Annotated in this window: 14 protein-coding genes; 3 read left to right on the plus strand and 11 right to left on the minus strand. The window is 68.8% G+C overall.

Features of this window, described 5'->3' with window-relative positions:
- Window positions 1–19 precede the first annotated feature (19 nt).
- Both gltX and F6B43_RS02935 read right to left on the minus strand, forming a co-directional pair.
- Window positions 20–1,537: a glutamate--tRNA ligase gene (gltX, locus tag F6B43_RS02930; protein ID WP_150447403.1), complete on the minus strand. Its 1,518-nt coding sequence runs from the start codon at window positions 1,535–1,537 to the stop codon at window positions 20–22.
- Between the two features lie 11 nt (window positions 1,538–1,548).
- The gene (locus tag F6B43_RS02935) at window positions 1,549–2,550 is read right to left on the minus strand and encodes a LysR family transcriptional regulator (protein WP_246159762.1); all 1,002 of its coding nucleotides are present in this window, start codon (window positions 2,548–2,550) and stop codon (window positions 1,549–1,551) included.
- A gap of 130 nt (window positions 2,551–2,680) precedes the next feature.
- Between F6B43_RS02935 and F6B43_RS02940 the strand changes: the two genes are divergently transcribed.
- Both F6B43_RS02940 and F6B43_RS02945 read left to right on the plus strand, forming a co-directional pair.
- Entirely contained in the window at window positions 2,681–3,265 is a 585-nt protein-coding gene (locus F6B43_RS02940; protein WP_150447405.1) for a hypothetical protein, read from the plus strand.
- A gap of 148 nt (window positions 3,266–3,413) precedes the next feature.
- Window positions 3,414–4,490 (plus strand): aminotransferase class V-fold PLP-dependent enzyme, encoded by a 1,077-nt coding sequence (locus F6B43_RS02945; RefSeq protein WP_150447406.1) that lies wholly within the window; start codon window positions 3,414–3,416, stop codon window positions 4,488–4,490.
- A 34-nt stretch (window positions 4,491–4,524) separates the two neighbouring features.
- On the opposite strand, the gene F6B43_RS02950 is transcribed toward F6B43_RS02945, so the two are convergent.
- From F6B43_RS02950 to F6B43_RS02965, 4 genes are all read right to left on the minus strand, one after another.
- Window positions 4,525–5,289 carry a fumarylacetoacetate hydrolase family protein gene (locus F6B43_RS02950; RefSeq protein WP_150447407.1) on the minus strand — a complete coding sequence of 255 codons (765 nt, stop codon included), beginning with the start codon at window positions 5,287–5,289 and terminating at the stop codon, window positions 4,525–4,527.
- Between the two features lie 13 nt (window positions 5,290–5,302).
- Window positions 5,303–6,403: a branched-chain amino acid aminotransferase gene (locus F6B43_RS02955; RefSeq protein WP_150447408.1), complete on the minus strand. Its 1,101-nt coding sequence runs from the start codon at window positions 6,401–6,403 to the stop codon at window positions 5,303–5,305.
- 49 nt (window positions 6,404–6,452) lie between these two features.
- Window positions 6,453–7,547, minus strand: coding sequence for a 3-isopropylmalate dehydrogenase (locus F6B43_RS02960; RefSeq protein WP_246159763.1), 1,095 nt, complete (start codon window positions 7,545–7,547; stop codon window positions 6,453–6,455).
- Window positions 7,548–7,621: 74 nt separating this feature from the next.
- The gene (locus F6B43_RS02965) at window positions 7,622–9,181 is read right to left on the minus strand and encodes an MFS transporter (RefSeq protein WP_150447409.1); all 1,560 of its coding nucleotides are present in this window, start codon (window positions 9,179–9,181) and stop codon (window positions 7,622–7,624) included.
- A gap of 66 nt (window positions 9,182–9,247) precedes the next feature.
- Here F6B43_RS02965 and F6B43_RS02970 point away from each other — a divergent pair, with 66 nt between their 5' ends.
- The gene (locus F6B43_RS02970) at window positions 9,248–9,793 is read left to right on the plus strand and encodes a TetR/AcrR family transcriptional regulator (RefSeq protein WP_150447410.1); all 546 of its coding nucleotides are present in this window, start codon (window positions 9,248–9,250) and stop codon (window positions 9,791–9,793) included.
- 24 nt (window positions 9,794–9,817) lie between these two features.
- Here the strand turns inward: F6B43_RS02970 and serA are convergent, their stop codons facing one another.
- The 5 genes from serA to F6B43_RS02995 all read right to left on the minus strand — a co-directional run bounded on the left by serA (window position 9,818) and on the right by F6B43_RS02995 (window position 13,735).
- The gene (serA, locus tag F6B43_RS02975) at window positions 9,818–11,422 is read right to left on the minus strand and encodes a phosphoglycerate dehydrogenase (protein WP_150447411.1); all 1,605 of its coding nucleotides are present in this window, start codon (window positions 11,420–11,422) and stop codon (window positions 9,818–9,820) included.
- 156 nt (window positions 11,423–11,578) lie between these two features.
- The gene (locus tag F6B43_RS02980) at window positions 11,579–12,385 is read right to left on the minus strand and encodes a CPBP family intramembrane glutamic endopeptidase (RefSeq protein ID WP_150447412.1); all 807 of its coding nucleotides are present in this window, start codon (window positions 12,383–12,385) and stop codon (window positions 11,579–11,581) included.
- A 29-nt stretch (window positions 12,386–12,414) separates the two neighbouring features.
- The gene (locus F6B43_RS02985) at window positions 12,415–12,768 is read right to left on the minus strand and encodes a bacitracin resistance protein (protein ID WP_150447413.1); all 354 of its coding nucleotides are present in this window, start codon (window positions 12,766–12,768) and stop codon (window positions 12,415–12,417) included.
- Window positions 12,765–13,316, minus strand: coding sequence for a DNA polymerase III subunit gamma/tau (locus tag F6B43_RS02990; RefSeq protein WP_150447414.1), 552 nt, complete (start codon window positions 13,314–13,316; stop codon window positions 12,765–12,767). Before F6B43_RS02990 ends, F6B43_RS02985 begins: the two co-directional genes overlap by 4 nt.
- Before the next feature lie 14 nt (window positions 13,317–13,330).
- Window positions 13,331–13,735: a DUF6855 family protein gene (locus tag F6B43_RS02995; protein WP_150447415.1), complete on the minus strand. Its 405-nt coding sequence runs from the start codon at window positions 13,733–13,735 to the stop codon at window positions 13,331–13,333.
- Window positions 13,736–13,780 lie beyond the last annotated feature (45 nt).

The raw sequence follows: 13,780 nt of genomic DNA on the forward strand, positions 1-13,780 counted from the left end.
CCAGAGCGAGTGCGGGCACTCAGCGCGCGAGATGCTCCACGAGCGCGCCGAGCCGGCGGATCGACTCCTCTTTGCCCAGGAGCTCCATCGATTCGAACAGCGGCGGTGAGATCCGCCGTCCGCTCAGCGCCACGCGCAGGGGCCCGTAGGCGATGCGAGGCTTCAGGCCGAGGCCCTCGATGAGCGCCGCGGAGAGAGCATCCTGGATCGCGGCCGCCGTGAACTCCGTCCCGGGCACGAGCTCGAGCGCCCCCACCGAGGCGACCAGCACCTCCCCCGCGTTCGGGGGCAGCGACGCCAGCGCGTCGTCGGCGTATTCGATCGCGGTCGTGAAGAGGAACCCGAGAAGCCCAGGAGCATCGCCCAGCACCTGCATGCGCTCCTGGACGAGCGGTGCGGATGCCGCGATCATCGCGTCCTGCTCGGCTGTCGGAGGCTCCGCCACGATGCCCGCGGAGGCGAGATACGGCACGAGACGCGCGGCGAAGTCGGCGGGTTCCAGCATCCGGATGTGATCCCCGTTGATCGACTCGGCCTTCTTCTGGTCGAACCGGGCGGGATTCGGGTTGACGTTCACGATGTCGAACGCCGAGATGAGCTCGTCGAGCGAGAACACGTCGCGGTCGGGGCCGATCGACCAGCCCAGCAGTGCGAGGTAGTTGAGCAGGCCCTCTCGGATGAAGCCGCGTTCGCGCTGGAGGAAGAGGTCGGCCTTCGGGTCGCGCTTCGACAGCTTCTTGTTCCCTTCTTCGCCGAGCACGAGCGGCATGTGCGCGAAGCGCGGGATGAACGTCGTCACTCCGGCATCCACGAGCGCTCCGTAAAGAGCGAGCTGACGCGCCGTCGACGGCATCAGATCCTCCCCGCGGATGACGTGGGTGATGCCCATCAGGGCGTCGTCGACCGGATTCACGAACGGATACAGCGGGATGCCACCGGCACGCACGAGCACGAAGTCGGGGAACGATCCGGCGGGAAAGGTCACTTCGCCGCGGATGAGGTCGACATATGTCAGGTCCTCATCGGGAACGCGGAGTCGCCAGGCGGGTTCGCGGCCCGCTGCGCGGAACGCTGCGCGCTGCTGGTCGGTGAGATCCCGGTCGAAGTTGTCGTAGCCGAGCTGGCGCGCGCGGCCCGCGGCATCGTTTCGCGCGTCGATCTCTTCGGCGGTGGAATAGCTCTCGTAGACCGCCCCGGTGGCCTTGAGCTTGTCCAGCACCTCGAGGTGCAGGTCGTGCCGCTGGCTCTGCCGGTAGGGTGCGTGCGGACCGCCGACCTCCACGCCCTCGTCCCAATCGATCTCGAGCCAGCGGAGAGCGTCCAGCAACTGCTGATAGCTCTCTTCGCTGTCACGCGCAGCATCGGTGTCTTCGATGCGGAAGACGAGAGCGCCGCCGTTGTGGCGTGCGTACGCCCAGTTGAACAGCACCGTACGGATGAGTCCGACGTGCGGCAGACCCGTCGGGCTCGGGCAGAATCGGACGCGGACGTCGGCTCCGGTGGCGGTCGTGGTGCGGGGATCTGGTGAGGAAGACATCGCGATCCAGTCTAGGTGCGGGGGCCTCTCCGCTCCGGGGGCTCAGCCGCCCCGAGGGTCCCGAGATCCTCCGGGCCCTCCAGCGAGGTTCTGATCGCGCTCTCGAGCGCGATCAGTGCCGCCCGAACCGCCGGCACGCGGTCGGCCCGGTGCGCGGTCACGATGTGGAGGCTTCGCACCTCGCCCGCGGGGAGCGAGCGGATCGCGATCCCCGGCAGCTGCGGAAACGACGTGACGGCCATCCTGGGGAGGGTGGCCACGCCGATGCCGCGGGCGACGAGGCCCTCCACGGCGACGAAATTGTCGGTCTCGACGGCGATCCGCGGCACGAACCCGGCCCGCCCGCACACCTCGAGGAGGTGGCCGCGGCAGCGCGGGCATCCTGCGATCCAGGCAGAGTCCGACAGCGTCGCGAGGTCGATCACGCCGGAGTCCGCGGCGGGATGGTCTTCCGGGAGCACCGCGACCAGATCATCGTGGCCGACCGTGCGCACCGCGAGCCCGCTTGCGCTCGATCGGTGCGGATCATCGCGATCGCCTGGGTAGCTGAACGTGAAGGCGATGTCGGCTCGGCTCTCCCGGACGGCCGCGACCGCCTCGGGCGGTTCGGCCTCGACATATGTGACCTCGACCCCGGGGTGCCGGGCAGCGAGGTCGGCGAGCAGCAGCGGGATCACCGTCGGGGAAGCCGACGGAAAGGCGACCAGGCGCACACGGCCGGCCCGGAGGCCACGGAGCTCAGCGATCTCCCCCGCCGCCGCATCCAGCGCGGTCGTGACCGCCGGGGCATGTCGCGCGAGGATCCGGCCCGCTGCGGTGAGGCGCACGCCGCGTCCCACTCGCTCCAGCAGGGGAACACCCAGACGCGCTTCCAGCCGCTTCACGTGCTGGCTGATCGCCGGCTGGCTGTACCCGAGGGCCTCCGCCGCGGCAGTGATCGAGCCGAGATCGGCGATCGCTTTGACGACGCGGAGTGTGTGCGCGTCGATCTCGGCGTCGTCGAACCCGGTCACGCGCCCGAGCATAACGTGGACGCATGGATCTCTGCGCGATCAGTGCGAAGTGGCAAGTGTCGAGTCCTGCAGTCCTTCTCCCGACCAATATGCTCAGGCCAGACCTGTCGTTCGCACCCAGGAGACGCCGATGATCCGCCCCCGTGCCGCCGCCGTTCTGATCGCTTTCGCCGTCGCCGCTGTGTCGCTCGCCGGTTGCGCGAGCGCCACGCCGTCCGCGGCGCCGACCGTGACCGTGACCGTCACGCCCAGTTCGACGCCCACGCCGAGTCCCACCCCCACGGTCGCCAAGACCGCGACGTTTCCGACGGACTGCGCCGCGGTGGGCACGGCGGCTTCGCGCAAGGACACGGTCGACGGCATGACCCTCCAGGGCGACGGCACCGGGTTCGTCCGACCCGCGCCGGACGGCGCCACCCTGAAGCTCGGCTGCGATTGGATCGAAGGCGATGCCACCGGCATCCTCCTGCTCATCAGCGAAGCCACTCCCCAGTCGGTGACGACAGCGGTCGCAGGGCTCACCGCGCAGGGCTACTCGTGCGGCGTCGCGCGCGCGGGCAACCCGCTCTGCACGAAAACCGTTCCCGGCGGGATGGGCACACCCGACGCGGTGGAGACGATCTACGCGCGCGACAACGCCTGGATCTTCATGTCGGCGGTGAATGTCGACGGCGGTCAGCTGCTCTCTGACCTCGCTGTACAGATGTGGCCCTGACAACGCATCACGGGACAGCATGAACGGCGGTCAGCTGCTGTCCGACCTCGCTGTACAGATGTGGCCCTGACAACGCATCACGGGACAGCATGAATCGCATAGAAAACCTGCCGTAGACCACTGAGTCGCGACGCCGGATGCTGGATGCATGGATGTCGCGGACGTGGTGGACGAGCGGGTTCTCGCCGAGTCCGCACGGGCGGAGTTCCTGGGTGGGCGCGGCTATCTCGCCGCCTGCACCACGGGGCTTCCGACGCGTTCTACGCGGCGGGCGGTGCAGAACGACCTCGAGGCCGCCGCGGCCGGTCACCCCGATGTGATGGCATACTCGGCCGCGGTCGAAAGCAGCCGTGCGTCGTTCGCGCGGCTGGTCGGGGCCGAGCCGGAGCGGGTCGCGATCGGCTCGCAGGCGTCCGTGATGGCCGCGCTCGTCGCCGGCTCACTCCCCGACAACGCCGTGGTGCTCTGCGCCGACGGCGACTTCTCGTCGATCGTGCTCCCGTTCGTCCACGCCGGTCGGGGCATCCGGGTGCGGACCGCTCCGCTCGCAGGGCTTGCCGACGCGGTCACCTCCGACACCGACCTCGTCGTGTTCTCGCTGGTGCAATCCGCGACGGGCGAGGTCGCCGACGCAGACGCCATCACGGCTTCAGCGCGCCGCCACGGCGCACGGACGCTGTGCGACGCCACTCAGGCGGTGGGTTGGCTGCCCGTCGATGCCCGAATGTTCGACGCCGTCGTCTGCCACGCCTACAAATGGCTCTGCGCGCCACGCGGGGTGGCCTTCCTCGCCCTCGCGCCCGATTTCGCCGCGACGCTGCGGCCCATCTTCGCCGGCTGGTACGCCGGCGAAGACCCGTGGACGTCGTGCTACGGCCACGAGGTGGAACTGGCGGCGGACGCGCGGCGCTTCGACCTCTCGCCGGCCTGGCAGGCGTTCATCGGCGCCGCGCCGGCGCTGAGGCTGTTCGCCGATCTCGACCCGTACGCACTCCACGCGCATGCGACGGGCCTCGCCACCGGTTTCCGTGAGGCGATGAGCCTCGGCACACCCGACCGGCCGAGCGCGATCGTCACGTGGGTCGATCGCGACGGGTGCGATCTCGCCCGTCTCACCGCGGCAGGCATCACCGCATCGGGGCGTGCCGGACGCGCGAGGGTCGCGTTCCACCTCTTCAACGACTCGACGGACGTCGACCTCGCCCTGCGGGCGCTCGGACGCTGAGCCGGACCCTTCCCAGGCCTGCGAGGGGGCGCGGTCAGGCGTCGCGCGCGGTGTTGCGCAGAATGCCGAGGCCCGTGATCTCGACTTCGATGACGTCACCACCCACGAACGGGCCGACGCCCGCCGGGGTACCCGTGAGGATCACATCGCCCGGGAGCAGCGTGAAGGCGGCCGAGGCGTAGGCGATGATGTCGGCGACGGAGTGAATCATGTCGCTGATGGGGCCGTCCTGCTTCACTTCGCCGTTGAGGCGCGTGACGATCCGCGCATCGTCGAACGAGAACTCGGTCTCGATCGCAGGGCCGAGCGGGCAGAACGTGTCGAAGCCCTTCGCCCGTGCCCACTGGCCATCGGTCTTCTGCAGGTCGCGTGCGGTCACGTCGTTGGCGATCGTGTAGCCGAACACGTAATCGAGCGCGTCCGCGGCCGGCACGTTCTTCGCGATGCGACCGATGACGGCGGCGAGCTCGCCCTCGAAGCTTGTGAACGACGACTGCACGGGGCGCACGATGGCATCGCCGGGACCGATCACTGCGGTGTTCGGCTTGAAGAACAGCATCGGCTCGGCGGGCACCTCATTGCCGAGCTCCGCCGCGTGCTCGCGATAGTTGCGGCCGACGCAGACGACCTTCGACCGGGGGATCACGGGCGCGAGCAGCGAGATGTCGCCGAGCGGCACGCGCTCACCCGTCGTCTGGAAACCCGCGAACATCGGGTCGCCGTCCAGCACGACGAGCTCACCCGCATCCACGATCCCGTAACGGATGGCGTTCTGGTGACTGAAGCGGGCGATCCTCACCCCTCAAGCCTAGTCAGCCGTCGAGCCGCAGCAGCCAGTCGTGCGTGTCTTCGCGGCGTCCATACTGGATGTCGGTGAGCTCTTCGCGCAGCGACATGGCCAGCGGGCCGAGCGGCTGCTCGTCGAAGAAGCTCTTGCCCTTGAGGAGCCCGATGGGCGCCACCACCGCGGCTGTCCCACAGGCGAACACCTCGACGATGTCGCCGGAGGCCACGCCCTCGCGCCACTCGGACAGTGAGACGTTTCGCCCCACCACCTTGTGGCCGCGATCGGCAGCGAGCTGCAGGAGCGAGTCGCGTGTGATCCCCTCGAGGATCGAGTCGGACTGCGGCGTCACGAGCGTGCCGTCCTTGTAGACGAACACGATGTTCATGCCGCCGAGCTCTTCGACGTTGCCGTCCTGGTCGAGGAACACGACCTGGTCGCAGCCCTCTTCGTAGGCCTCCGCCTGCGGGAGCAGACTGGCGGCATAGTTGCCACCGGTCTTCGCCGCCCCCGTACCACCCTTGCCCGCGCGCGCGTAGTCTTCGCTCAGCCAGATCGACACCGGCTTCGCACCGCCCTTGAAGTAGGGGCCCACCGGGCTCGCGATCACGTAGTAGTTGACCTTGTTCGCCGGGCGGACCCCGAGGAATGCCTCTTTGGCGAACATGAACGGCCGCAGGTACAGGCTTTGATCGGCCGCGGCCGGCACCCACGCGCCGTCGACGGAGATGAGCGCCTTCAGCGATTCGATGAAGTACTCCACCGGCAGTTCGGGCAGCGCGAGGCGGCGCGCGCTGCGCTGCAGGCGTAGGCCGTTCTGCCGTGGCCGGAAGGTGTGGATCGAGCCGTCCTCGTGGCGATAGGCCTTGATGCCCTCGAAGATCTCCTGCCCGTAGTGCAGCACCGCAGCGGCCGGGTCGAGCGCGATCGGTCCGTAGGGCTGGACGCGGGGGCGGTGCCACCCGCCGCCGACCGACCAGCAGATGTCGACCATGTGGTCGGTGAAGGCGGTGCCGAAGACCGGATCGCGCAGCAGCTCTTCGCGCTGCGCCGCCGAGGTGGCGGCGAGGTTCTTGGTCACGGCGAACTCGAGCGGCGGGAGCCCGGTCTCGGTGTCGATGAGGGTCATTTCACATCCATGCGTGTCGTGCTCGCGAGAAGCGAGCGGTAAATCCAGGCTACGCCCGAACCCGTGATGCGATCGAGTCGCCGATCTGCGCGGTCGTTCTGGCTGCGCCGTCTCGTGCGGCGATGTCGTCCTCCGCCGCGCGGGTCACGCGAGCGGATTCCTCTCGGAGTCCGAGGTGATCGAGAAGCAGCGCGATCGAGAGGATCGCGGCCGTGGGGTCGGCCTTCTGCTGGCCTGCGATGTCGGGCGCCGATCCGTGGACGGGCTCGAACATCGAGGGAAACGCGCCGTCCGGGTTGATGTTGCCGGATGCGGCGAGACCGATGCCACCGGTGACGGCGCCGGCCAGGTCCGTGAGGATGTCGCCGAAGAGGTTGTCGGTGACGATCACATCGAAGCGGCCCGGGTTCGTGACCAGGAAGATCGTTGCCGCGTCGACGTGCAGATAGTCTACGGCGACGTGCGGGTGCTCGCGCGCCACCTCGTCGACGATGCGCTGCCAGATCGCTCCGGCGTGCACGAGCACGTTCGTCTTGTGCACGAGGGTGAGCTTCTTGCGGCGCCGTTCGGCGAGATCGAACGCGTACCGGACCACTCGCTCGACACCGAAGGCCGTGTTGACCGAGGTCTCGTTCGCGATCTCGTGGGGCGTGCCGCGGCGGATCGACCCGCCATTGCCGACGTACGGCCCCTCAGTGCCTTCGCGGACGACGACGAAGTCGATGTCTCCCGGCGCCGCGAGCGGGCCGGGCGCGCCCGGGTACAGCTTCGACGGACGCAGATTCACATAGTGATCCAGCTCGAAGCGGAGCTTGAGCAGGAGCCCGCGCTCGATGTTGGCGTTCTTCAGCCGCGCATCCCCCGGCACTCCCCCGACGGCGCCCAGCAAGATCGCGTCGTGGCTCTTGATCGCGGTGAGGTCTTCGTCGGTGAGGGTGTCCCCCGTCTCGAGGAACCGGGCAGCACCCAGTGCGAAGCGGGTCTTCTCGAACAGGATGCCGGAGCCCGCGGTCGCCGCATCCAGCACCTTCTCGGCTTCGGCGATGACCTCGGGCCCGATTCCGTCGCCGGCGATCACGGCCAGCTTCACCGTCTTGTCCTGCACGCCCGCCATTGCGCTCCCTTGTTGCTCAGAGATGGTCATCGCCCGCAGCCGTCACTGCCGGATGTCACTGCCAGCGTATCGGGACGCGTCGGGGCCGCGTGCCGAGCGCCGGCTCAGTGCTCCACGGGTGCGTGCTGAGCGCGACCGCCGAGGGTGAGCGCGGCGATCGCCGCGGCGATGACGATGAGTCCGGCCCCGATCAGCGCGGTGACACCGACACCCGCGTCGAAAGCGTGCGCCGCAGCGTCCCTCAGCGCCTGTCCCATCGTCTCGTCGAGGGTGTGGGATGCAGCTACGGCACCCGCGAGCGTCTCACGGGCAGCGTTGGCCGCGGCAGCGGGAAGTCCTGCGGGCAGCACGAGGCTCGAACGGTAGAACGCCGCAAGGAGCCCGCCGATGATCGTCGTACCGAGGACCGCGCCCAGCTCGTAGGCCGTCTCGGAGACAGCGCTGGCAGCGCCCGCTTTCGCCGGGGGGGCGCTCGCCAGGATCAGCTCGTTCGAGACGGTCTCGGCCGAACCGATCCCGGCTCCGAGAGACACGAAGGCGAGGATCAGCAGGCCGAGCTCGCCTGTGCCGGCCGCGACGCCGACGAGCACGTAGCCGAGCACCGAGAAACTGAGCGCGATCGGCACGATCACGCGTGGTGCGATGCGTTTCGCGATCGGCACGACGCCGATGCCTGCGACGATCATCGCGAGCAGCCCGGGGACGAGGGCCAGGCCGGCCTCGAGCGGCGGGAGCCCGACGACCAGCTGCAGATGCTGCGCGACGAAGTAGAGGAAGCCTACGAGGCCGACGACGCTGAGCAGATTGACCAGCACCGACCCCGTGAACGCGGCACGTCGAAAGAGTCGCATGTCGAGCATCGGGGTCTCGAGGCGGTTCTGCCGCCGCACGAAGAACACGCCGAACACGAGGCCCATCACGACGAGCACGAGCGGGAGAGCGCTTTCGGCGCCGTGCACCGCGAACTCCTTGATGGCGTAGACGATCGGCACCATCGTGGCGAGCGACAGCACCACGCTCAGCGGATCGAACCGGCCCGGCGCGGGGTCGCGGCTCTCGGGCACCAGGATCGGCACGAGGATCAGCAGCGGCACGAGCACGGGCACGGCCATCAGGAAGACGGCGCCCCAGGCGAAGTGCTCCAGGAGGATGCCGCCGACCACCGGTCCGAGGGCAGCGCCGGCCGAGAAGCCCGCCGCCCAGATCGCGATCGCGAGCCGGCGCTGATCCCGGTTGGTGAAGACGCTCCGCAGCAGCGAGAGCGTGGCGGGCATCAGCATCGCCCCGAAGATGCCCATTCCCGCACGGGCGGCGATGAGCCACTCCGCGCTCGGCGCGAACGCCGCGAGCGCCGAGACGACACCGAAGCCGGCGGCGCCGAGCAGCAGCATCCTCCGGCGCCCGAAACGGTCGCCGAGCACGCCCATCGTCACCAGCAGGCTGGCGAGGACCAGAGGGTAAGAGTCGATGATCCAGAGCTGCTGGGTCGCGGTGGGCTCGAGGTCGAGCGCGATCTGGGGCAGCGCGAAGCTGAGCACCGTGTTATCGACCGAGACGAGCAGCACCGGCAGCATGAGTACCGCAAGCGCGGCCCAGCCGCGCCAGCCGACGCGGGTGCTCTCTGCCTCTGCGATGGCGATGTCCTGAGTGAGTGTTGAAGTCATGATTTATAAACCGTCCAGCCGGTATAGTATCAGACTCCCCCGCCCACGGTCGATACGATCGACCCCATGAGCCGACCACCCCGCGCCCGAGAGAGCGTCCTCGACGCATTCGAGGCGCTCTTGGTGGAAGACGGCGAACGCGCGGCGACGATGGATGCTGCGGCCCGCCGGGCCGGTGTGTCCAAGGGCGGGCTGCTCTACCACTTCGGCTCGAAAGAAGCCCTGGTCGAGGGACTCATCGAACGCCTCCGCGTGCTGTCCCTCGAGGACATCGAACAGATCAGGTCCGCACCGGACGGCCCCGTCGCGGCGTTCATGCGCACGTCGATCATGACGGGGACGGCGCTTGACCGCACGATCATCGCACTGTCGCGGCTGGCCCAGAACGGGCATCCCGCCGCGTCGGACGCGCTCCGCGATCTCCGCCTCCTGTGGGAGGACGCGATGCGGTCCGAGGCCAAGGACGAGACCGCCCTGCAGCTGATCATGCTCGTCAGCGACGGCCTCTACTTCAACAACGCGTTGACGGTCGGCGGGGTGCCGGGGCCGGTGCCGACGGGGGCCGATCTCGATGCGCTCATCGCGCTCGTGCGCGACGCGACCAGTCGCTGAACGTCGACGGTCGCGAGCTCGCGACTACGCTTCGACGATCTCGATCTGCCGGAAGAGGTCGGCGTGCACTGCGTCGTGCAGCTCGGCGAGCATCTCGTCCGGGACGGGTGAGTCGACCGTGAGCACCGAGAGTGCGCGGCCGCTCGCATCCGGGTGCGCGACCTGGAGGCCGGCGATGTTGATTCCGGCATCTCCGAGACGCTGGCCGTAGATCGCGACGATGCCCGGCCGATCCGCGTACCGCATCACGATGTGGTACCGCTCGAACGGCACTTCGATCTCGTATCCGTTGATGCCGACGACCTTCGGCACCATCCGCGTCCCGGCGAGGGTTCCGGCGACCGTGAGCGTCGTGCCGTCGGACAGGGTCCCCCGGAGGATCGTCAGGTTGCGGTAGAGCGGGCTCTCGGCCTCGACGATCATGCGGGTCTCGATGCCGCGCTGCTCCGCGAACAGTGGCGCGTTCACGTAGGAGACATTGTCGCTCACGATGTTCGTGAGGATCCCTTTCAGGGCCGCAAGCCGGTACACGCTCACGTCGTACGCGGCGAGCTCGCCCCGCACTTCGATGTCGAGGCTCGTCAGGGCTCCCTGTGCGAGTCCGGTGAAGAACTGACCGAGCTTCTCGACCAGGGCGATCCCGGGGCGCACGAACGGGTCGATGATGCCACCGGCCACGTTGACCGCGTCCGGGACGAGGTCGCCCTCGAGCGCGAGCTTGACGGAGCGCGCGACCGAGACGCCCGCCTTCTCCTGTGCCTCATCGGTGCTCGCCCCGAGGTGCGGGGTGACCACGACATTCGGCAGTTCCAGCAGGCGTGATGCGCTGGAGTCGGGCTGAGGCGGCTCAGACGTGAAGACATCGAGCCCGGCGCCGGCGATCACTCCGGTGGTGAGCGCCGTGTAGAGCGCTCCCTCGTCGATGAGCCCGCCGCGTGCGACGTTGATCACGTAGGCGGTCGGCTTCATGATCGCGAGCTGCTCGGCGCCGATCATGCCGGTCGTCTCGGGCGTCTTGGGCATGTGCACGGTCACGAAATCGCTCTGGCGCAGTACCTCGTCGAACGACAGGAGCTCGACCTGGAGCTGCTGGGCGCGCGCGGGGGTCACGTAGGGGTCGTAGCCGACGACGCGCACCCCGAACGCGCGCAGGCGTTCACTGATGAGTCCGCCGATGCGACCGAGTCCGACGATGCCGACGGTCTTCTCGAACAGCTCCATGCCGGTGTACGCACTGCGCTTCCACTTGCCTTCGGCGAGCGAGGCGTTCGCCGAAGGGATGTGGCGCGCGAGCGAGAGGATGTGCCCGATGGTGAGCTCGGCGGCCGAGATCACGTTGGAGGTCGGGGCGTTCACGACCATGACACCGGCGGTCGTGGCGGCCTTGATGTCGACGTTGTCGAGGCCGACACCGGCGCGCGCGATGATTTTCAGGACGGGCGCTGCGGCGATCGCCTCGGCGTCGATCTTCGTGGCCGAGCGCACGAGCACTGCGCTCGCGCCCGCGAGGGCGGAAAGCAGCGCAGGACGATCCGTGCCGTCGACGGTGCGCACCTCGAAGTCGGGACCGAGCGCGTCGATCGTGGCGGGAGACAGTTCTTCGGCGATCAGCACGACAGGCTTGGTCACGGATGTTTCCTTCGGGGCGGTGCGCGAATGCGCGAAGCAGAGCGGATGCCGCGCCGCACGCGAAGGGGGGCTCAGCGCCTCTCAGCCTACCGTGGGGCGCGTGCGCGACCCGACTGTATGACGGCGCGCGCGGCCGGGCGTCGCTGCCCCCGGGCGTCAGGCGAGATCGTCGAGCGGTGGACGCCGGGGCGGGCGCAGTGTGCGCAAGACGAGTGCCCCGGCGAGCATGAGGGCGAGGGGGATCGCGGGGAACCAGCCGAACTCCCCCGCGGCGTAGGGGATGTTCTCGACGAAGGCCGTCGCCAGAAAGCTCTGGATCACCAGGTTCCACACCCCATGAGCGAGCGATGCCATCACGACACCGCCGCCGTACTCCCAGATCGTGCCGATGAGGAATGAGAACAGGACGACGATCAGAAACATCCACGGGAGCCCGGCGAGGTCGCCGTACGCGCCGGCGACCACGATCGGCACGTGGAAGAGCGCCCAGATGACGACGACGATCGCGTTCGCCGACGCGAAGCGGAATCGTCGGCGCAGCTGGGGCAGCAGCATCCCCCGCCATCCCAGTTCCTCACCGGCTGCCAGAACGACCGAGACGGGCAGGCCGACCAGCGTGATCCAGGGGTCGATCCCCGTGGGCGTGAACACGTGCGCCAGCGACCCGATCCAGTAGGCGAAGGCGACCACGAAACCGATCGAGGCGCCTGCCAGGATCGGCCAGACGCGGAGCGGCCCCACTCGCGGGCGCACTCCCGTGATCGCCCAGGTGAGCAGGGCGGCAGCGGCGGGGCTCACCATCACCGCGACGACCAGCAGCATCGGATCCGCGATGCGGAGCGAGAGGAGGACGTAGAGCGGCGTGGCGATGAGGATCTCGACGAGAAGGAAGACCGCGACCGCGGTCATGGCGCCGGTCGGAGTGCGACCGGTCACGGCCGTCGGGGTCTCACTCTCGCCCACCTGATTCCCCGCCTCGAAATCGGCTGACCTCAGCCCAGCAGCGACCCGCCGTACGCATACGCGTACGCAAGGATGTTGACCCAGAACACCGCGACAAGCCCCAGCCCCGTCAACAGGATCCCCGCGAAGGGAATGGCCTGGCGGCGCCAGCCGACCGCGAAGGCGATCGCGAAGACGATGATCGGGAAGAGCACTGCGAGGACGAGCACGAGCCATCCCAGCCCGTTGATGCCGAGCACGCCGCTCGCCTGGTACGCGAGCAGAGTCGCCGCGTTCCAGACGACGTAGGCGTAGAGCAGTCCGAAGATGCCCGCGATCGTCGCGATGACCCACACCGGAAGCGCCGCAGAACGCCGCGTAGGCGCGGAAGGTGTCTCGGTCATGCGCCCACCGCCCCGACCATGATGAACGGCCATGGCACAAGCAGGACGGCCCCGACGAACAGGAGAATCCACTTCAGCCACGGCCGAGCGCCGCGCGTGAGCCAGAGGACCGTACCGAACCAGATGGCGGGTGCGAGCACGGCCAACCACACCGCGACGAGGTTTCCGCCGGTCCACAGCGGCGACGCGGACCCGTCGGAGGAGACGAGGAACCCGGCCACGCTGTGCACCCGCAGGCCGCCGATGATCCAGCCGATCGTCCAGAGCGCGTAGATCCCGCCCAGGATGCCCAACGTGATGAGCCCGGCATTGCCGAGCGGCACGGGGTCGGTCGGCATGGTGACGGATCCGTCCGCCTCGACCCGGCCGACAGTGTCGCTGTCTTTGCCGACGGCGGTGAACCCGCCGGGAAGGGCCGGAGGAGCAGGATCCGGATCAGGCTCGGGCTCTGAGTCTCCCGTGGCCAGCACGTCCGCAGGGATGCCGGTATCGAGCGTCGGGTCGTCGTCGCCGTCCCACGACAGGGCGTCATCACGGCGATCGGTCATGCCCCCAGCGTAGGTCAGAGCGCGCGCACGCGGTTGCCACGCTTCTCGTGTGTCAGTTCGACGAGGCCGAGTTCTTCCAGGAGCGGCGGCAGGTACATCCCGAACCTGCCCCGATAGCCCTTGCGCTGGCCGTACCAGCCCCCCACCGGGTTGGACTGGCTGCGCGCCCAGGCCTCGAGCGTGCCGTCGGGCGCATCCTTCTGCTCGTCCGTCGCACCCAGGTCGACCCATTCCCCCTGCGCCTTCAGCCACGCCACGGTGTCGTCGATCGCGGTGGCGAGATAGGTCAATCTCGTCGACCCGACCTGACACACCAGCAGAGGAGGGTCGGCCGACTCGTCACGGTACATCGTGTACGCCGAGGATCCCGGTGCCGTCGTCAGGTGCCACGGGTCGTCTTTCGTTCCGGAACCGGTCATGCCGTCAGCGTAGACCTGAAGCGGCCCGGCCACCCATCCCCTGGT

It is taken from the genome of Microbacterium rhizomatis (genome assembly GCF_008710745.1).
Classification (GTDB): Bacteria; Actinomycetota; Actinomycetes; order Actinomycetales; family Microbacteriaceae; genus Microbacterium; species Microbacterium rhizomatis.